Source organism: Burkholderia sp. 22PA0099 (assembly GCF_047497165.1).
Classification (GTDB): domain Bacteria; phylum Pseudomonadota; class Gammaproteobacteria; order Burkholderiales; family Burkholderiaceae; genus Burkholderia.
This window is the reverse complement of record NZ_CP163165.1, coordinates 2,899,500-2,917,015: the sequence shown is the minus strand read 5'-3', so window position 1 is coordinate 2,917,015 and position 17,516 is coordinate 2,899,500. Positions and strand designations below refer to the sequence as shown.

Here is a 17,516-nt window from a genome sequence, read left to right as displayed (position 1 = left end):
CCGAGCAATTTGGCCGAGCACGTCGGGCCGGCACGTTCCGGCTCGCTTCATCCGTCTCACGCCCCGCGCCGAAACCCCATCGCGGCAGCCGGCTGCCCGAGCAATTGCACCAGCCCGGCCAGCGCCCGGCGCAGGCTGTCGCGATCGGGGGCCGCGTTGTGGCACACGCGCACCAGCGTGCTGCCCGTGAGCGGCGTGGCTTCGAACAGATCGTAGGGCGTCACGCCGATCCCGGCCGCCTCGGCGGCGCGGGCGAAATCCTGCCCGGTGCGATGGCTGCCGGTACGCAGTCCGAAATAGAACGCGCCGGGGCGCGTCACGATCGCCGCCGCCGGCAGCGCCGCCGCGACCAGCGCCTGCCGCGCGCGCGTTTCCTCGCGGATCGTCTCGACGATCTGCGCCATCTCGCCCGATTCCAGCACGTCGCGAGCCATCGCCGCATTCAGCGGCGAGGCCATCAAGGTGGTCGCGCGCAAGGCCACGCCGAGTGCATGCACATAGGGCGGCGGCGCGGCCACGAAGCCGATCCGCAAGCCCGGCCCGATCAGCTTCGACAGCCCCGTCACGTAGAGGGTGCGCTCCGGCGCGAGCAGCGCCAGCGAGGGCAGGGCCTCGTCGGGCATCCAGCCGTACACGTCGTCCTCGACGATCAGCAGGTCGCGACGCCGGCACACCTCGACGATCTCGCGCCGGCGCGCGGCGCTCATGGTGGCGGTGGTGGGGTTGTGCAGGGTGGGGCAGCAGAACAGCACCTTCGCGCCCGAGCGCTGGCAGGCGGTATCGAGCGCGTCCGGCAGCAGGCCCTCGGCATCCATGCGCACGCCCACCAGCGAGCGCCCCGTCAGCGCGGCGGCCGATTTCAGGCCGTAGTAGGTCAGCTCCTCGGTCAGCACGATGTCGCCGGGCCGCGTCAGCGCGCCGAGCGCGAGCAGCAGGCCATGCTGCGCGCCGCAGGTCACGACCAGCTGCTCCGCCGTGGCCGGCACGCCGCGGCTGTCGAGCCAGCGGGCCGCGGCGGTGCGGTGCGTGAGGTGGCCCGCATCCACCTGGGTGGCCAGCAGGCGCGCGGCGTCGTCCACGCGCAGTTGCGCGCGCAGCAGCGGATGCGCGCCGGCCATGCCCGGTGCGTGCTCGGGAAAGTTGTGCGAGAGATCGATGAAGCCTTGCGGCTGCGAGTGATCCCACAGCGAGGCGGGGCTGTCCATCGAGGCCGGCAGCGTGAGAAAGGTGCCGCGCCCGACCGTGCCCTTGATCAGGCCCATGCTGCGCAATTCGTCGAACGCGCGCGTGACCGTGCCGAGGTTCAGTTGCAGCAGTTGCGCCAGCTCGCGCTGCGGCGGCAGGCGGTCGCCGGCCTTCAGCGTGCCGTTGATCAGCGCCGCCTTCACGCCGTTCGCGATCGCCAGATAGCGCGGGCCGCGCGCGATGTCGATCGCCACCAGCCAGGGCGGCTTGACGCCACCGGCAGGGCGATTCGGATTGTATGGATCATTGTCATGGTTGCTCATGGAAATCCCCGATTCGATGCGTGAATTGCACCAGTTTGTGGCGGCACCAAGGTTGTGATTGGGACAATTTGCGCGAGTATAGCGGAGAAAAACAGGACAATTTGTTCTGTTAATCAAACTGGCACAGGGCTTGCAAAAGGAAGCGCATCACCACCCTGGAGCCTGTCCATGTCGCAGTCCCCCATCGCCTTTCACATGATCGCCGGCGGCCCCACGCCGGTGGCCCCGTTCAGCCACGCCACGGAAGCCGACGGCTTCGTGTTCGTGACGGGGCAGATGCCCGACAGCCCCGGCGCGCCCGGCGTGCTGCCCGAGGGCATCGAAGCCCAGACGGCCAACGTCATGGCGAACCTGCGCACCGTGCTCGCCGGGCTTGGCCTCGACTTCACGGACGTGGTGGTCGCACGCGCCTTCCTGACGCGTTTCAGCGAGGACTACGCCGCGTTCAACACCACCTACCAGAGCTATTTCGAGCCCGGCCGCCTGCCCGCGCGCACCTGCGTCGGCGTGACCGGCCTGGCCTACGACGCACTCGTCGAAATCGACTTCATCGCCCGCCGCCGCGCTGGCGCCACCCGCTGATTCAAGGAGATTCCCATGTTGCTGAAGAACTGGTTTGCCATTGCCGTTGCCGCCTGCGCGGTGTTCGCCGCCGGCACGCATGCGGCCGCCGCACTGACGCTGGAACAGATCCAGGCCAAGGGCGTGATGACGGTCGCGACCGAGGACGATTTCCGTCCGTTCGAATTCATCCAGGACGGCAAGCCCGTCGGCCTCGACAACGCGCTGCTCGACCAGTTGCGCAAGACGGCGGGCTTCAAGATCGAGCAGAACATCATTCCGTGGTCGGGGTTGCTGCCGGGCGTGACGACCGGCAAGTACGACGTGGCGCTGACCTCGGTGGTGGTCACGCCGGAGCGGGCCAAGACGCTCGATTTCACGATGCCGGTGGCCGATGCGACGCAGTACTACGTGGTGCGCAACGGTGAAACGCGCATCAAGTCGGTGGCCGATCTGGCCGGCAAGGTGGTCGGGGTGCAGGCCGGCGGCGGCTCGTACGCGGCGCTTGCGGACCTGAGCAAGACGCTGGCCGCGCACGGCGGGCAACTGGGCAAGGTGGTGCAGTACGCGTCGTTTCCGGAGGCGTACCAGGATCTGTCGAACGGCCGTCTCGACTACGTGATCAACGGCGTGGTCAACCTGACCAGCCTGATCCACGAGCACCCGGACCGGTTCCGCATGGGCACCGCCGTCGGCGCGCCGACCTACGCGGCCTGGGCCGTGGCCAAGGGCAACACCACGCTGCTGCGCTACCTGAACGGCTTCCTCGCCAAGACGCGCGCGGACGGCTCGCTGTACGCGCTGCAGCGCAAGTGGCTGGGCACCACCTTCGAATCGATGCCGCTGTCGGCAACCGGCGGCAACTGACGCGACCCTCACCGGACACGCCGTGCGGCCGTTACCGGCTGCGCGGCCGACTTCACCATGACGACAAGCTCCTATCTGGCCTTGCTGCAGGGCGCGGGCGTTTCGCTGCTGCTGGCGCTGTGCGCCGTGGCGGTGGGCATCCCGCTCGGCCTGCTGCTGGCGCTGGCCCGCTGGCGGCGCGTGCCGGTGCTCGGCCGCGCGATCGCCGCCTATGTCAGCGTGATGCGACCCACGCCGGTCGTCACGCTGTGCCTGCTGGTGTTCTTCGTGATGCCGGCGGCCGGCCTCGACCTGCCGCCGATGGCGGCCGCCGCGCTGGCGTTGAGCCTGAACACCACGGCATTCAATTGCGAGATCTGGCGCGCGGCGCTGATCGCGTTGCCGGCCGACCAGCTCGAAGCCGGCGCTGCGTTCGGCTTCTCGGGGTGGCAGACCCTGATGCGCATCGTGCTGCCGCAACTCTGGCGCGCGAGCCTCGGGCCGCTCGTCAGCGAGATCACGCTGCTGCTGAAGATCACGCCGGCCGCCTCGGTGATCGGCATCGTCGACATCACGCGCGCGGCGGGCCGCATCGGCGCCGATACCTACGACCCGCTGCCGCCGTTTCTGGCCGCCACCGTGCTCTACACGCTGATCATCGCGCTGGTGGTGCAGGGCCAGCGCATGCTGGAACGGCGCGCGGCCCAACGTTACGGATATCGCGCGTCATGAACAGCCTGACTTCGCTGTGGGCCTCGCGCGCCATCCTGGCGTCGGGCGCGGCCACTTCGCTGGCGCTGGTGGCCTTGTGCCTGGCCATCAGCCTGCCGCTCGCGCTGCTCGGCTACGTGCTGCTGCGCGAGGGGCCGCAGCCCGTCGCGCGCCTGGTGCGGCTGCTGGCCGACCTGATGCGCTGCGTGCCGTTCCTGCTGTTCGCCTACGTGGTGTATTACGGCCTGCCGGCCATCGGGCTGCGCTTCGACGCGCTCGGCGCCGGGCTGGCGTCGCTGGTGATCTACCACGGCGCCTATTTCGTCGAGATCCTGCGCGCGGCGGGGCTCGCGCTGCCGCAGGACACGCTGACGGCGGCCGACGCGTTCGGCTTCACGCGCCGCGCGCTGTACCGGCGCATCGTGTTTCCGCAATTGCTGGCGGCGGCCGCGCCCGTGCTCGTCAACCAGGCGGTGATGGTGATCAAGGACAGCGCGCTGCTGATGATCATCACCGTCGAGGAACTGACGTTCGCGGCGAACTTCGTCAGCAGCAATTATTTCTCGCCATTCGCCCCGTTTCTGCTGGCGATGCTGGTGTACTGGCTGATGTCGCTGCTGACCGATTGGACGGTCGGCCGGCTCGGCCGCTCTCCTTCGAGGTGACCATGAAAGCAACGGCTTCCGCGGCGATCCGCGTGCGCGGGCTGTGCAAGGACTACGACGGCGTCGAGATCCTGCGCGACATCAGCTTCGACGTGCCGCAGGGCACCACCACCTGCCTGCTCGGCCCGAGCGGCTCGGGCAAATCCACGCTGCTGCGCTGTATCAACTGGCTGGAAGTGCCGGGCCGGGGCACCGTCGAGGTCGGCGGCCAGCCGATGGGCCGCACCGGCGAGGGCGCCGCCGCGCGCCCGATGTCGCGCGGGCAACTGGCCGCCGCGCGCGGCCGGATCGGCACGGTGTTCCAGAACTTCGCGCTGTGGCCGCACATGACGGTGTTGCAGAACGTGATGGCCGCGCCGCTCCACGTGCACGGGCGCGCGGCCGACGAGGCGCGCGGCGAGGCGCTGGCGCTGCTGGCGCAGGTCGGGCTGGCCGACAAGGCCGACGTCTATCCGCATCGGCTGTCCGGCGGCCAGAAGCAGCGCGTGGCGATCACGCGCGCGCTGGCGATCCGCCCCGACGTGCTGCTGTTCGACGAGCCGACCAGCGCGCTCGACCCCGAGATGGTGGGCGAGGTGCTCGGCGTGATGCGGGCGCTGGCCGGGCAGGGCATGACCATGCTGATCGTCACGCACGAGATGGGCTTTGCGCGCGACGTGTCCGATCAGGTGGTGTTTCTCGATGGCGGCAAGCTGGTCGAGACCGCCGCGCCCGACGCGTTCTTCAGCCAACCTAAAACCGAGCGCGCGAAGAAATTCCTCGCGCGCTACACGGCCTGAATCGCTGGTGCATGCTGTGGTTTTTCTTGTTCCGATCCTTCGTTCCCGACCATGACCTTCGACCGCCCCGATTCCTTTCCCATGACGCACGGCATGGCCGTCGCGCCGCATCCGCTCGCGGCCGAGAGCGCGCGCTCGGTGCTGCGCGAGGGCGGCAACGCCGTCGAGGCGATGATTGCGGCCGCATCGACCATCGCCGTGGTGTATCCGCACATGAACGGCATCGGCGGCGACGGCTTCTGGCTGATCGCGCGCCCCGGCGAAGCGCCCGTCGCGATCGATGCGTGCGGGGCCGCCGCGCAGGCGGTCGCGCCGCAGGTGTATGCCGAGGCGGGGCTGTCGAGCATTCCCCATCGCGGCCCGCTGGCGGCGATCACCGTCGCGGGCACGGTGTCGGGCTGGCAGGCGGCGCATGCGTGGTCGATGCAGCACCTCGGCGGCCGGCTGCCGCTGCGGCGCCTGCTCGGCGAGGCGATCGGCCATGCCGCCGACGGCTTCGCGGCCAGCGAATCGCAGGTGCGCTGCACCGAACGCAAACAGGCCGAGCTGCGCGACGTACCGGGCTTCGCGGCGACGTTCCTGCCGACGGAGCTGGGCGCGGGCGCCCGGTTCCGCCAGCCTCGGCTGGCCGACACGCTGACCCAACTCGCGAGCGCCGGCTTCGACGATTTCTATCGCGGCGATCTTGCGCGCAGCCTCGCCGCGGACCTGCAGGCGGCCGGCGCGCCGGTGACGCTCGACGATCTGACGCGCCACACCGCGCGCATGGTGCGGCCGCTGGCGCTCGCGCACAGCGCGGGCACCGTGTACAACCTGCCGCCGCCGACGCAGGGCGTGGTGTCGCTGCTGATCGTCGGCCTGCTCGACCGGTTGCTGCATGCCGGCATGGACCCGCTCGGCCCCGAGTATGTGCATGCCTGCGTGGAAGCCACCAAGCTCGCGTTCGCGATTCGCGATGCGCACGTGACCGACCCGCGCTTCATGACGGTCGATCCGCAAGCGCTGCTCGATCCCGCGCATCTCGACCGGCTCGCGGCGCGCGTGCGGCCCGGGCAGGCCGCGCCGTGGGGGCAGGGCATGGGGCCGGCGGATACCGTCTGGCTCGGCGCGATCGATCGCGATGGCGTGGCCGTCAGCTTCATCCAGAGCATCTATCACGAGTTCGGCAGTGGTGTGGTGCTGCCCGGCTCGGGCGTGCTGTGGCAGAACCGGGGTTGCAGCTTTTCGCTCGATCCGGCCTCGCGCAACCCGCTGATGCCGGGCCGGCTGCCGTTCCATACGCTGAATCCGGCGCTGGCGCGCTTCGACGACGGCCGAACCCTGGTGTACGGCACGATGGGCGGCGACGGGCAGCCGCAAACCCAGAGCGCGATCTTTTCGCGTGTCGCGCAGTTGGGGCTGTCGCCGCTCGACGCGCTCGATGCGCCGCGCTGGCTGCTCGGGCGCACCTGGGGCGAATCGAGCGATTCGCTGAAGCTGGAGGCGCGCTTTCCGGCCGCGACCGTCGAGGCGCTCAGGGCGTACGGCCACCCCGTCGAACTGCTGCAGGACTACGACGAGACGATGGGGCATGCCGGCGCGATCCTGCGCGACGCCTCGGGCGCGTGCACGGGCGGGCACGATCCGCGCAGCAGCGCGGGGCGGTGAGCGGTGATCCGTGGTGTGCGGCTGGCATGCTTCAGCCAATCAAATTGATCGGATCGGCGTGATTTTTGATTCGATGTGCGCTCATCGGGGCGGGCGGCCGTTTCTATAATGGCGGCGTGCCGGCACACGCCATACCTCTCTTCCACCCACCCCGCATGGGACGAATTTCATATGCAATTGATCAGCCAGAGTTTTCAGGACGGCCAGGCCATTCCGGGCGAATTCGCGTTCGCCGTTCCCGATGCCGCATCCCACGTCGCGCTGTCGGCGAATCGCAACCCGCATCTCGCCTGGCGCGATGCGCCGGCCGGCACGCAGTCGTTCGTGGTGGTCTGCCACGATCCCGACGTGCCGAGCCGGGGCGACGACGTCAACCAGGCGGGCCGCACCGTGCCGGCTTCGCTGCCGCGCGTCGATTTCTTCCACTGGCTGCTGCTCGACATTCCGGCCGGCACCACGGAGATCGCGGCGGGTTCGCAGTCGGACGGCGTGACGCCGCGCGGCAAGCCGGGGCCGACGAGCCCGGCCGGCTTGCGGCACGGCATCAACGATTACACGGGCTGGTTTGCCGGCGACGCACAGATGAGCGGCGACTACTACGGCTACGACGGCCCGTGCCCGCCGTGGAACGACACGATCGTTCACCACTACATCTTCACGGTGTATGCGCTCGGCGTGCCGGCACTGGAGATCGACGGCGCGCTCACCGGCGCGAACGTGCGTGCGGCGCTCGACCGGGCGCCGGTGCTCGGCAGCGCACGGATCACGGGCCTCTACAGCCTGAATCCGGCCGTGCCCGCGCGGTAACGGCATCGGAACGCATCGCGCCATGGCTTGCATATCGCTCGATGACGGCAGCGTCGACAACGACGCCAACGACGCCAACGACGCCAACGCCGCCAACGCCGCCAACGTCGCCAACGCCGCCAACGCCGCCCGCGACGCGCTCGCCGACTGGCCCGCACCGTCGGGCGCGCCGGTCTCCCGGCGTGGCTTGGGCGCGCTTGCGCAGCCCTGCCTGACCACGGCGCAGCACACGCCGCGCTTCGTGTTTCAGGAGGCCACGGCGGTGTTGATCGTGTCGGGCCGGCTCGATCTCGACGACGGCCTCACGCGGATGACGATCGACGTGCCGGCCTCGCTGTTGCTGGTCGAGGCGGGCATCGGCGCGGACCTGGAGAAGACGCCCGGCGGCGCGGCGCGCTGCTTTCGTTCGGTATTCCTGACGTTTTCCGCCGCGCTGCTCGACGCGTTCGAGCGCGGCCGCCCGGCCGCAGCCGCGGACACCGCTCACGACGCCGCCTTTCGATCGATTCCGCTGGACGACGATCTGGCGGCGTCGCTGCGTCAGGTCGCCGGCAGCATGACGAACGCCGCCCTCAGCGACGAGCGCCTGCGCTACCGTCTGCTGGATCTGCTTGCCGCGCTGGACGAACGCGGCTTCCGTTTTCGCCGGATCGACCGGCACAGCACGGCCGCCCAGGTGCGCACGCTGATCGGCGACGCGCCGGCACGGCACTGGACGGCGCACGAGGCCGGCAAGGCGCTGGCCATGAGCCCCGCCACGCTGCGGCGGCGTCTTGCCGCCGAGAACGCGCGCTTCGAGGATCTGCTGATCGAGGTGCGCATGCACCACGCGATGCTGCTGGTGCAGACCACCACCTGGGGCGTCGCGCGCATCGCGGAAGCCTGCGGCTATCAATCCCGCGCGCGGTTTTCGCAGCGGTTCCACGCGCGCTTCGGCTGCCTGCCGTCGGTCGTTCGATAGGGCCGGGCCGCTTACGTACGGGGGGCCGCTTACGCCCGAGGGGGCGCCAGCCGCGCGTGCAAGGCGCCGATCTGCTGCGCGACGTGATCCATGAACGCCCGGATCCGGCCGGCGCCGCGCAGATGCGGATGCGTCAGCAGCCACAGCTCCGAGGACAGCGCCAGCGGCGGCTGTTCGAGCAACGTCAGATTCGTGCCGTGCGCCATGAAGCAGGGCAGCGCGGCCACGCCGGCGCCGCTCTCGGCGAGCCGGCGCAAGGCCACGAACGAATCGGCCGTGGCGACGATGCGCTCGCCGCCGATCCGCTCGCGCATCCACGCGTCGAGCGGCGCCTGCGCGAGATGGCCGTCGGGCAGCAGCCACGCCGGCGCGGCGGTGTCGCGCCGGCTGGCCTTGATCCGGTGACGCGGCCGCGCGGCATACAAGCCCCAATCCATGCGCGCGACGGCCCTGCCGACCCAGGCGGGCGGCGGCTCGCGCGTCGGGCGCAAGGCCACGTCGGCCTCGCGCCGGTCGAGATCGAGCCGCGCGTTGGTGATGCGCATTTCCACCGTGATGGCCGGATAGCGTTCGTGGAACGCCTGCAGGATGCCGGGCAGCAGGCCGTCGGCCAGCGAATCGGTGGTGGTGAAGCGGATCGGGCCGGCCAGGCCCGTGACTTGCCCTTCCACTTCGCGCCGGGTGCCGGTCAGCGCGCGTTCGAACGCCTCGCCGATATCGATGAAGCGCAGGCCCGCCTCGGTCGCCACGTAGCCGGTCTGCAGCCGGTCGAACAGCGCCGTGCCCACCTCCTGTTCGAGCACCTGCAAGCGCCGCAGCACGGTGGCGTGCGACACCCCCAGCGTGCGCGCCGCGCCCGCCGCCGAGCCGCCGCGCGCCATCGCCAGCAGATAGCGCAAATCGTTCCAGTCGAGGTCGTTCATGGGGGCCTGTTCATTTTTGGCGATGCAATGTCCAAATATAGCTATTTTCGAACAGGGTGGTGCGTTTCACACTGAGGCCTCTTTCTTCTCGAGGCGATGCCCATCATGTTGGAAACCAGAACGGCTCCGTATGGAGCATTGTTGCTGCGCGTGCTGCTCGGTGTGCCGTTTCTCGCGCATGTCGGCGTGAAGCTGTTCGTGTTCACGGTGCCGGGGTTCGTCGGCTATTTCGGCTCGCTGGGCTTGCCGCCCGTGCTGGCCTATCTGACGATCGCGCTGGAATTGTTCGGCGGGCTGGCGCTGATCTTCGGCGTGTATGCGCGCTGGGTGGCCGTGCCGCTCTTTTTCGAGTTGCTGGGCACGATTGCGATGGTGCACAGCAAGGTGGGTTGGGAATTCAACGACAAGGGCGGCGGCTGGGAGTATCCGGCGTTCTGGGCCACGGCGCTGCTCGTGCTGATGTTGCTGGGCGACGGGGCGCATGCGCTGCGGCCGTCGCGTCCGATTCGATGAGGCGATGCGAGGCGGCGGCCGACACCTGCGCTTGCGACGCGTCGCGCGTCGGCCGGGCGATCGGCTTGAGCGCGGCGTGAAACCGGCCGCGACCCGTTCGCGCCGCGCATCGGCGGCATGTCGCGCGCGCCGCGCCATCCGCACGCGTCAGAATTTATGACGAATGCCGATCGCCGCCAGTGCCTGCGAGTCGGCACCCGAACTGATCCCGTACGAACCGATCGATGCATCGGCCGCGATCGTTCTGCCGGCGGCGTTCAACGTGCTGCCGCCGGCCTTTTGATAGGCCGCGAGCGCGTAGAGGTCGGTCTGCTTCGACAGCGCGTAGTCGTAGCCGAGGTTGACCTGGTGATAGTGCGCCGAGGCGGCCCCGCTCGATTTCGTGTAGTTGTAGCCGAAGCCCGCGCGGGAGGTGGGCGTGAACGTATAGGCGGCCAGCAGCGCGCCCGAGTTGAAGGTTTCGTCCTTGCCGAACGTGGAGAGGGTGTCGCGGCCGTACCGGATGTTGCTGTACGACACGCCGAGCGTCAGCGCGCCGAGCTTGTAGCGCGCGCCGGCCCGTGCGATCTGCATCGATTTGGCCGAGGCGTAACCCGTATTGATGACGGTGTTGAACAGCGTGTCGGCCGAGCCGCTCCAGGCGCGCACGCCGTTGGTGGCCGTGCGCCCGCCGTTTGCGTAGAAATAGCCGGCTGCCAGCGCGAACGGCCCGCTCGCGTAGCTCGCCCCCACGCTGTAGGTCTGCCCGTCCGACACGCTGCCGGCCGTGCCGCCGAACGCGTACATCGCCTCGATGTTGAAGCCGTGCAGATCGGGGCTCGCATACTTGACCGAGTTGTTGATGCGGCTGCTGTTGTCGTAGTTGTCGATGTCGCCCGGGGTGGCGAACGTGCCGCTGAAATACGCATCGCCGGTCAGCGGCTGCACCAGGTCGACCACCGGGTCGTACTGGCGGCCGAGCGTCAAGGTCCCCCAGTTCGGGCTGCTCAGGCCGACGATCGCCTTGCGCCCGAATTCGCGGCCGCCCTGGTTCAACGTGCCGGTGCCGGCATTGAAGCCGTTCTCGAGCTGGAAGATGGCCTGCAAACCGTTGCCGAGCGCTTCCGAGCCGCGCAGGCCCCAGCGGCTGCCCGACATGGTGCCGCTCGAAAAGCGCACGAGCGAACTCTGGTTGATGCCGCCCGTGCCGGCGCTGTTGTGAACGTAGGCGATGCCGGCGTCGACGATGCCGTACAGCGTGACCGTGCTCTGGGCGTGGGCGGCGGTGCCGGCGGACATCAGGCCGAGCGCGGCCAGCGAGGTGACGGTGCGTTTCATGGTGGTGGCTCCTGGGTCGTGTGGTGTGTGGGCAAGCAGGCGGATCGATCCGTGCGGCGCGGGCGCCGGACGTGACGATCCCCGCGAACGGGCGCGTGAGTTTTCAGGGGTTCGGAACAGGCGGCGGCCGTCGTCCCGAGGGAGGGCGGCCTGTCGCGTGGTGTCGATCAGGTTTCGATGAGATGCAGGAACTGGCGCACGCGCGGGTTGCCCGCGCCGTCGAAAAACGCGGCGGGATCGGTGTCCTCGACCACCACGCCGCCGTCCATGAACACGACGCGGTCGGCCACGTCCCGGGCGAAGCGCACTTCGTGCGTCACGACCAGCATCGTCATGCCGTCGTTGGCCAGCTCGCGCATCACGGCGAGCACGTCTTCGCGCAGGGCCGGGTCCAGCGCCGAGGTCGGTTCGTCGAACAGGATGACCTCGGGTTCCATCGCCAGCCCGCGCGCGATCGCGACGCGCTGTTTCTGGCCGCCCGACAGACGGCCCGGATAGGCGTCGGCCTTGGCGGAGAGGCCGACCCGTTCGAGCAGCCGCATGCCGCGCTCCACCGCCTCGGGCTTCTTCATCTTCTTGACGCTGACGAGGCCTTCGATCACGTTGTCGAGCGCGCTCCGGTGCGGGAACAGGTTGAACGATTGAAACACCATCGCGCTGCGCTGGCGGATCGACCTGATCCGTTTCTGGTCGTCGCGCGTCAGCCCGGCCTCGCCCGAACACGCCACGTCGATGCCGCACACCGACACCGAGCCGGCATCCGGCACTTCGAGAAAATTCAACGAACGCAGCAGCGTGGTCTTGCCGGAGCCGGACGGCCCCATGATCACGACCACCTCGCCGCGCGCGACGCTGAAATCGACGCCGCGCAGCACCGCGTTGTTGCCGAACGATTTGACGAGGCCGCGCACGGCGACGGTCTGGATATCTCGGTTCACTGGAAGCGCCTCGACAAACGATTCTCGAGGATCGTCTGCACGATCGTCAGGATCTGGTTGATAAGCCAATAAATGAGGCCGACCATCAGGAACATCTCCATGTAGCGGAACGTCGAGGCGCCGACCTGATCGGCCACGCGCGTCAGTTCGACGACCGTGATGGTCGAGGCCAGCGAGGTGTCCTTGATCAGCGCGATCATCCGGCTGCCGACCGGCGGGATCGCGATGCGCAGCCCTTGCGGGAGGATCACCCGCGTCATCGCCTTCCAGTAGCCCATGCCGAGCGACATCGCCGCTTCCCACTGGCCCCGGTCCACCGCGTTGATGCCGGAGCGGAAGTTCTCGCTGAGGTAGGCGGCGGAAAACAGCGTCAGCGCGAGCAGGGCGGCCGGCACCGGGTCGAGCACGATGCCGTAGCGCGGCAGCCCGAAGTAGAGCAGCAGGATCTGCACGAGCAGCGGCGTGCCGCGAAAGATCGAGACATAGGCGAACGCCACGGCGCGCAACGCCCGGTAGCGCGACAGCCGCGCCAGCGCCACCAGCAGGCCCAGCGTGGAGCCCAGCACGAACGACGACAGCCCGAGGAAGATCGTCATCAGGACCGCGCTCTTGAGCAGCGGCAGCGACCGCATGAACAACTCCAGCATCGCTTACTCCTTCTGGGCTTTGGCCTTGGCGATCGTGCCGACCATGTCGTAATCGGCGCCGACCCATTTCTTCGCGAGCCGTTCGATCGTGCCGTCGGCCAGCATCTCGGCGATGGCCTTGTCGACCGCGTCGCGCAGCGCGGGCTGGTCCTTCTGCAGCGCCGGCGCGGACAACTGGTAGATCAGCGGTTCGCCGACTTCCTTGACCGGAAGGTGGTTGACGTTCGCATACTTGAGGCCGCCGAAGTGCGAGATGATCACCGCGTCGATGCGCCCGCTGCCGAGGTCGTTGAACACCAGGCCGCCGTTGTCGTAGGTGCGGATGTCGGAATCCGCGAGGTGCGAGCGCGACCACGATTCGTTGGTCGAGCCGGTCGTGACGCCGACGCGCTTGCCTTTCAGGTCGGCGCGCCCCTTGATCGTGGCGTTGTCGGCGCGCACGAAGATCCGGAAATCCTCGACGCCGTAGGGCGCGCCGAAATCCACCTGCTTGCCGCGTTCCGGCGTGGGCGTCAGGTCGTTCATCACGAGGTCGTACTTGCCGGATTTCAATCCCTCGACGAAGTTCTTGAACGAATCGGCGACGAACGTCACCTTCGGCACGCCGATCCGGCGAGCGACTTCCCTGGCGACTTCCACGTCGTAGCCGGCGGCCTGATTGCGATCGTCGAGCAGGCTCCACGGCGGGCTGCTTTGCGTGTTGGCGACGCGCAGCGTGCCGGCGGCTCGGGCCGCCGCCAACCGATCGGCCGCCTGTGCGGGCATCGCGGCAATCGACGCCGCGCCGAACATGACGCACACGGCGAGCCGCGCCGCACGGAACCGAATGGCTGTTTTCATCGGGGCACCCCTGTTATCGGTGGTCGGATGGGCCGTGCACATCACGCCGCCGTGGCGTTTTTCGCGCCGGCGAACGCATCGAGGCCGGCGCGCAGGTCGTTGATCAAGGTGTCGACGGGTTCGAGGCCGATCGACAGACGAATGATCGGCTGGTCGGTCAGCGGGAACGGGCGGTCGGCCTGCAACGGTGCCGGGTAGTACGCCGCCAGGCTGTGCACGCCGCCCCAGCTCGCACCGATCGCGAAGTGCCGGAGCGCATCGAAGAACGCGGTGAACGCGGCTTCGGGCGCCGGCTCGAGAATCAGCGAGAACAGGCAGCCGTTGCCCGAGAAGTCGCGCTTCCAGATCGCGTGTCCCGGATCGGATTCCAGCGCGGGGAAAAGCACGGAACGCACCAGCGGATGCGCATCGAGCGCGCTCGCCACCTGCAGGGCGGCCGCGCTTTGCGCCGCGAAGCGAATCTGCAGCGTTTCCATGCCGCGCAGCACCAGGAAGCAGTCGTCCGGGCTGGTTTGCTGCCCGAGGATGCTCTGCGTTTCGCGCAGCGTCGCGTAGTGGCCGGCATCGTTCATGCTGATCGAGCCGGCCAGCAGGTCGGAGTGCCCGCCGAACAGCTTGGTGGCGGCCTCGATGCTGAAATCCACGCCGTGTTCGAGCGGGCGGAATGCCAGCGGGCTGGCCCAGGTGTTGTCCATCATCGTCATCACGCCGTGGCGCTTCGCTACCGCGACGATGGCGGGGATATCGGGCATTTCCATCGTGACCGTGCCGGGCGATTCCATGCAGATCATCTTCGTGTTCGGCTTCAGGTATCGCTCGATGTCGGCGCCGATCGCGGGCGGATACAGCTCGACGTCCACGTTGAAGTGGGCCAGCCATTTCTGCGCGAAGGTCTTCAGGGCTCCGTAACATGCGGCGGACACGAGAAGATGATCGCCGCCGCGCACGAACCCCATCACGGTCGTCATCAGCGCGGATTGTCCGGACGGGGTGACCACGCAGTGCCGGCCGCCTTCGAGGGCGGCGATCCGGTGCTCGAGTTCGCGGGCGGTAGGGGTGCCGGTGATGCCGTAACTGAAGCCGTCGGGCTGGCGCTCCTTGCGGCGCGCGAAATCGGCGAGCGAGTCGAACACGACCGTGGAGGCGCGCATGACCGCGGGCGACAGGCTGCGGAACGGCTCGGAGCGGCGGGTAGCTTGGGTGTTTTTCGTCATGAGGTTCGGGTTACGTTGGGCTGCGAATGCGATGAACGAAGTTTACTTACGCCCCGGTTTCGGTCAGCATCGGAAATAATTAGGTCTATAAGCGGTGGTTATATGGGTGTGCGTGACATCGAAGTGTTCCGGGCCGTGATGAATGCCGGCAGCACGAGCAAGGCGGCCGGTTTGCTGGAGATTTCGCAACCGGCGGTGAGCCAGGCGATTCGGCGGCTCGAGGCGATGGCCGACTTCAAGCTGTTCGAGCGCGTGCGCAGCCGGCTCGTGCCGACGCAGGAGGCGATTGCGTTGATGCGCGACGTCGATCGTTATTTCGTTGGCTACGAGGTGATCGAGCACCGCATCCGCAGCCTGCGTTCATACGGGCTCGGCCGCCTGGCGATCGCTTCGCTGCCGGCGCTCGGCACGGGGTTTCTGCCGCGCGTGATTGCGGGCTTCGATGCGGCCGGGCGTGACGTGCAGATTTCCCTGCAGGTGATGAGTTCGCGCGAAGTGCACGAGAAGGTGTCGGCGGGGGAGGTGGACTTCGGGTTGATGTCCGACGAGATGTCGATGGCGGGCCTGGAGCATTCGGCTTTCGTGCGGATGCCGGGCGTGGCCGTGATGAACCGCGAACACCCGTTTGCGGGGCGCGCGGCGGTCAAGGTGAAGGACCTGGCGACCACGCGGTTCGTGGCCCTGAACCCCGAGGACAGCACGCGGCGCAGGCTCGATACGCAGTTGCGGGCGCTCGACGTGACGCTCAGGCCGCTTGTCGAGACGCCTTATTCGCACACGATCTGCGAACTCGCGCTGGCCGGCGTGGGGTTGGGGATCGCCCATCCGATCGTCGCGCTCGATTTTGTCGAGCGTGGCCTGGTCGTCAAGCCGATCGATGCGGACGTGGTGTTTACCGGCGTTCTCGTGTTCCGGCCCGGCACGCCCCTGGCCGAGAACGCGCGGCAGTTTCTGAGCCACATGCGCGTGCAGTTGAGCCGCGACCAGAAGGCGATCGAATCGGCGATGGCGTCGTCAGCGCAGGCATCCGGCGGCACGCGGCGCAAGTAGCCTGCATGCCGCCTCGTCAGTCACGCATCGAGCCCGCGCGCAAACTCGATGATCGCCGCCGACAGTGCCTCGGGACGCTCCTGCGAGACCCAGTGCCCGCACCCGGGAATGATCCGGCTCGCTTGCAGCCGGGGCACGAGCGACGGCATGCCCGCGATGATGTCGCGCATGCCGGGGATGCTCAGGCCGGGGTCGCGTTCGCCGGCGAGGAACAGCGCCGGAACCTTGACTTGCGGATCGTCGTACTGGCGCTCTAGCGCCCAGTTCGCATCGAGGTTGCGGTAGTAGTTCAGGCCGCCGCGCCATCCGCTGCGGGCGAACGCCTGGACGTAGGCCTCGAGATCCGCCTCGTCCAGCCAGGCGGGGAGCGCGGACGGCATCGGCAGCGCGGCGAGCATGCCCTGCGTGCGCGAGACCATCGCGAACGGGTTCGGCGTTGTCTGGCCGGCGTCGCGCGGCCCGGCGTCGCCGGAGGCCCAGTACAGGATTTTCAGCAGCGATTGGCGCGGATCGCGTTCGAGTTCGGCCTCGGCCGGCCCCTCGGGCTGGAAGTACAGCGCGTAAAGCAGCGCGTCCGCGGTTTGCGGAAAGATTTGCGTCGGCGGCACGGGCGGCGGCGCCATCATCGGCACGCCCAGCGCCACCACGCCGCGAAACCGGTCGGGCCGCGTCGCCGCGGCTTGCCAGGCCACCGTCGCGCCCCAGTCGCTGCCGACGATGATGGCCTGGGGCACGTCCAGCGCATCGAGCACGCCGACCATGTCCGCCACCAGATGCCGGATGTCGAACGCGTCGACCGCATCGGGGCTGTCCGTCAGCCCGTAGCCGCGCAGGTCCGGCGCCACCGCGCGGAACCCGGCCCGCGCGAGCGGCGCCAACTGATGGCGCCACGCATGCGAGGTCTCCGGGAAGCCATGACACAGCAGGATCATCGGCCCATCGCCTTGCTGCACGATATGCATGTCGATACCGTTGGTACGAATCCTGCGCGCGTCCATTTCAAGCATCTCGATCGCTCCGGTCGTTGATTCCGTAACATCATAAGTTTCGCTTTGTGCTATCGTCAACCGTCCGAATGACCTTGACCGTATTTGATCGGGAGACGCCCGTTGCGACACGACACCCGCCTCGCGCGCATGTTGCATGTGCTGGTGCACATGCATCTGCTCGACGGCAATGAGAACTCCGAAACGATTGCGTTGATGCTGCAGACCAATGCCGTGGTGGTGCGGCGCGTGATGGGCCGGTTGCGCGAGAGCGGGCTGGTGACGTCGACGGGCGGGCGGGGCGGCGGCTGGAAGCTGGCCCGGGCGGCGCAGGCCATTACCGCGCGCGATGTGCTGCTGGCGCTCGACAGCGGCTCGGTGTTTGCCATCGGCCCTTCCGCCGATCACCCCGATTGCCCGGTGGAGCGGGCCGTCAATGCGACGCTGGGGCGGGCGCTCGATTCGGCGCAGGCGCGGCTGATCGATGAACTGGGCGACACCACGCTGGCGGAGCTGGCCGCGCAGGTGATGCAGTCGCAAGCGTGAGGTTTGCAGGCGGAGGTTCCCGGCTATCGGCGGCCATCGGGCGTGGCCGGGACGAAT

Annotated in this window: 19 protein-coding genes; 11 read left to right on the top strand and 8 right to left on the bottom strand. The window is 68.6% G+C overall.

What is annotated here, in order from left to right; genetic code table 11:
- Positions 1-56 precede the first annotated feature (56 nt).
- Positions 57-1,508 carry a PLP-dependent aminotransferase family protein gene (locus AB4851_RS28365; RefSeq protein ID WP_414449735.1) on the bottom strand — a complete coding sequence of 484 codons (1,452 nt, stop codon included), beginning with the start codon at positions 1,506-1,508 and terminating at the stop codon, positions 57-59.
- 168 nt (positions 1,509-1,676) lie between these two features.
- Between AB4851_RS28365 and AB4851_RS28360 the strand changes: the two genes are divergently transcribed.
- From AB4851_RS28360 to AB4851_RS28325, 8 genes are all read left to right on the top strand, one after another.
- Entirely contained in the window at positions 1,677-2,090 is a 414-nt protein-coding gene (locus AB4851_RS28360) for a RidA family protein (protein WP_414449734.1), read from the top strand.
- 15 nt (positions 2,091-2,105) lie between these two features.
- On the top strand, positions 2,106-2,936 hold the full coding sequence (locus AB4851_RS28355) for a transporter substrate-binding domain-containing protein (protein WP_414449733.1): 831 nt from the start codon (positions 2,106-2,108) through the stop codon (positions 2,934-2,936).
- A 57-nt stretch (positions 2,937-2,993) separates the two neighbouring features.
- Complete coding sequence (locus tag AB4851_RS28350; RefSeq protein WP_414449732.1) at positions 2,994-3,647, top strand: amino acid ABC transporter permease; 654 nt, start codon at positions 2,994-2,996, stop codon at positions 3,645-3,647.
- Positions 3,644-4,291 carry an amino acid ABC transporter permease gene (locus AB4851_RS28345; RefSeq protein ID WP_414449731.1) on the top strand — a complete coding sequence of 216 codons (648 nt, stop codon included), beginning with the start codon at positions 3,644-3,646 and terminating at the stop codon, positions 4,289-4,291. The genes AB4851_RS28350 and AB4851_RS28345 overlap by 4 nt, the downstream gene beginning before the upstream one ends.
- A 2-nt stretch (positions 4,292-4,293) precedes the next feature.
- Positions 4,294-5,070, top strand: a complete 777-nt coding sequence (locus AB4851_RS28340) for an amino acid ABC transporter ATP-binding protein (RefSeq protein WP_414449730.1) — start codon at positions 4,294-4,296, stop codon at positions 5,068-5,070.
- 51 nt (positions 5,071-5,121) lie between these two features.
- The gene (locus AB4851_RS28335) at positions 5,122-6,717 is read left to right on the top strand and encodes a gamma-glutamyltransferase family protein (protein ID WP_414449729.1); all 1,596 of its coding nucleotides are present in this window, start codon (positions 5,122-5,124) and stop codon (positions 6,715-6,717) included.
- A 171-nt stretch (positions 6,718-6,888) separates the two neighbouring features.
- Entirely contained in the window at positions 6,889-7,524 is a 636-nt protein-coding gene (locus AB4851_RS28330; RefSeq protein ID WP_414449728.1) for a YbhB/YbcL family Raf kinase inhibitor-like protein, read from the top strand.
- Between the two features lie 22 nt (positions 7,525-7,546).
- Positions 7,547-8,485 (top strand): helix-turn-helix transcriptional regulator, encoded by a 939-nt coding sequence (locus AB4851_RS28325; RefSeq protein WP_414449727.1) that lies wholly within the window; start codon positions 7,547-7,549, stop codon positions 8,483-8,485.
- 29 nt (positions 8,486-8,514) lie between these two features.
- On the opposite strand, the gene AB4851_RS28320 is transcribed toward AB4851_RS28325, so the two are convergent.
- Positions 8,515-9,408 (bottom strand): LysR family transcriptional regulator, encoded by an 894-nt coding sequence (locus AB4851_RS28320; RefSeq protein WP_414449726.1) that lies wholly within the window; start codon positions 9,406-9,408, stop codon positions 8,515-8,517.
- 105 nt (positions 9,409-9,513) lie between these two features.
- On the opposite strand from AB4851_RS28320, the gene AB4851_RS28315 reads away from it, so the two are divergent.
- Entirely contained in the window at positions 9,514-9,921 is a 408-nt protein-coding gene (locus AB4851_RS28315; protein ID WP_414449725.1) for a DoxX family protein, read from the top strand.
- A gap of 147 nt (positions 9,922-10,068) precedes the next feature.
- Here AB4851_RS28315 and AB4851_RS28310 read toward each other — a convergent pair whose 3' ends face one another.
- The 5 genes from AB4851_RS28310 to metC form a co-directional block, all read right to left on the bottom strand.
- Positions 10,069-11,238, bottom strand: coding sequence for a porin (locus AB4851_RS28310; protein ID WP_414449724.1), 1,170 nt, complete (start codon positions 11,236-11,238; stop codon positions 10,069-10,071).
- Positions 11,239-11,405: 167 nt separating this feature from the next.
- Positions 11,406-12,176, bottom strand: coding sequence for an amino acid ABC transporter ATP-binding protein (locus tag AB4851_RS28305; protein ID WP_414449723.1), 771 nt, complete (start codon positions 12,174-12,176; stop codon positions 11,406-11,408).
- A complete protein-coding gene (locus AB4851_RS28300) occupies positions 12,173-12,823 on the bottom strand; it encodes an amino acid ABC transporter permease (RefSeq protein ID WP_414444742.1) in 651 nt (216 codons plus the stop codon). Before AB4851_RS28300 ends, AB4851_RS28305 begins: the two co-directional genes overlap by 4 nt.
- 3 nt (positions 12,824-12,826) lie before the next feature.
- On the bottom strand, positions 12,827-13,663 hold the full coding sequence (locus tag AB4851_RS28295) for an ABC transporter substrate-binding protein (protein ID WP_414449722.1): 837 nt from the start codon (positions 13,661-13,663) through the stop codon (positions 12,827-12,829).
- 41 nt (positions 13,664-13,704) lie between these two features.
- Entirely contained in the window at positions 13,705-14,877 is a 1,173-nt protein-coding gene (gene metC, locus AB4851_RS28290; protein ID WP_414449721.1) for a cystathionine beta-lyase, read from the bottom strand.
- Positions 14,878-14,979: 102 nt separating this feature from the next.
- Here metC and AB4851_RS28285 point away from each other — a divergent pair, with 102 nt between their 5' ends.
- A complete protein-coding gene (locus tag AB4851_RS28285; protein WP_414451965.1) occupies positions 14,980-15,927 on the top strand; it encodes a LysR substrate-binding domain-containing protein in 948 nt (315 codons plus the stop codon).
- Between the two features lie 20 nt (positions 15,928-15,947).
- On the opposite strand, the gene AB4851_RS28280 is transcribed toward AB4851_RS28285, so the two are convergent.
- Positions 15,948-16,934, bottom strand: coding sequence for an alpha/beta fold hydrolase (locus tag AB4851_RS28280; RefSeq protein ID WP_414449720.1), 987 nt, complete (start codon positions 16,932-16,934; stop codon positions 15,948-15,950).
- A gap of 102 nt (positions 16,935-17,036) precedes the next feature.
- On the opposite strand from AB4851_RS28280, the gene AB4851_RS28275 reads away from it, so the two are divergent.
- Complete coding sequence (locus tag AB4851_RS28275) at positions 17,037-17,459, top strand: RrF2 family transcriptional regulator (RefSeq protein WP_414449719.1); 423 nt, start codon at positions 17,037-17,039, stop codon at positions 17,457-17,459.
- Positions 17,460-17,516: the final 57 nt, after the last annotated feature.

Coding starts and splice junctions, on each gene's coding strand:
- AB4851_RS28285 (WP_414451965.1), top strand. CDS start 14,980: ATGGGTGTGCGTGACATCGAAGTGTTCCGGGCCGTGATGAATGCCGGC.
- AB4851_RS28350 (WP_414449732.1), top strand. CDS start 2,994: ATGACGACAAGCTCCTATCTGGCCTTGCTGCAGGGCGCGGGCGTTTCG.
- AB4851_RS28345 (WP_414449731.1), top strand. CDS start 3,644: ATGAACAGCCTGACTTCGCTGTGGGCCTCGCGCGCCATCCTGGCGTCG.
- AB4851_RS28360 (WP_414449734.1), top strand. CDS start 1,677: ATGTCGCAGTCCCCCATCGCCTTTCACATGATCGCCGGCGGCCCCACG.
- AB4851_RS28340 (WP_414449730.1), top strand. CDS start 4,294: ATGAAAGCAACGGCTTCCGCGGCGATCCGCGTGCGCGGGCTGTGCAAG.
- AB4851_RS28315 (WP_414449725.1), top strand. CDS start 9,514: ATGTTGGAAACCAGAACGGCTCCGTATGGAGCATTGTTGCTGCGCGTG.
- AB4851_RS28355 (WP_414449733.1), top strand. CDS start 2,106: ATGTTGCTGAAGAACTGGTTTGCCATTGCCGTTGCCGCCTGCGCGGTG.
- AB4851_RS28330 (WP_414449728.1), top strand. CDS start 6,889: ATGCAATTGATCAGCCAGAGTTTTCAGGACGGCCAGGCCATTCCGGGC.
- AB4851_RS28365 (WP_414449735.1), bottom strand. CDS start 1,508: ATGAGCAACCATGACAATGATCCATACAATCCGAATCGCCCTGCCGGT.
- metC (WP_414449721.1), bottom strand. CDS start 14,877: ATGACGAAAAACACCCAAGCTACCCGCCGCTCCGAGCCGTTCCGCAGC.
- AB4851_RS28295 (WP_414449722.1), bottom strand. CDS start 13,663: ATGAAAACAGCCATTCGGTTCCGTGCGGCGCGGCTCGCCGTGTGCGTC.
- AB4851_RS28325 (WP_414449727.1), top strand. CDS start 7,547: ATGGCTTGCATATCGCTCGATGACGGCAGCGTCGACAACGACGCCAAC.
- AB4851_RS28320 (WP_414449726.1), bottom strand. CDS start 9,408: ATGAACGACCTCGACTGGAACGATTTGCGCTATCTGCTGGCGATGGCG.
- AB4851_RS28280 (WP_414449720.1), bottom strand. CDS start 16,934: ATGCTTGAAATGGACGCGCGCAGGATTCGTACCAACGGTATCGACATG.
- AB4851_RS28335 (WP_414449729.1), top strand. CDS start 5,122: ATGACCTTCGACCGCCCCGATTCCTTTCCCATGACGCACGGCATGGCC.
- AB4851_RS28300 (WP_414444742.1), bottom strand. CDS start 12,823: ATGCTGGAGTTGTTCATGCGGTCGCTGCCGCTGCTCAAGAGCGCGGTC.
- AB4851_RS28310 (WP_414449724.1), bottom strand. CDS start 11,238: ATGAAACGCACCGTCACCTCGCTGGCCGCGCTCGGCCTGATGTCCGCC.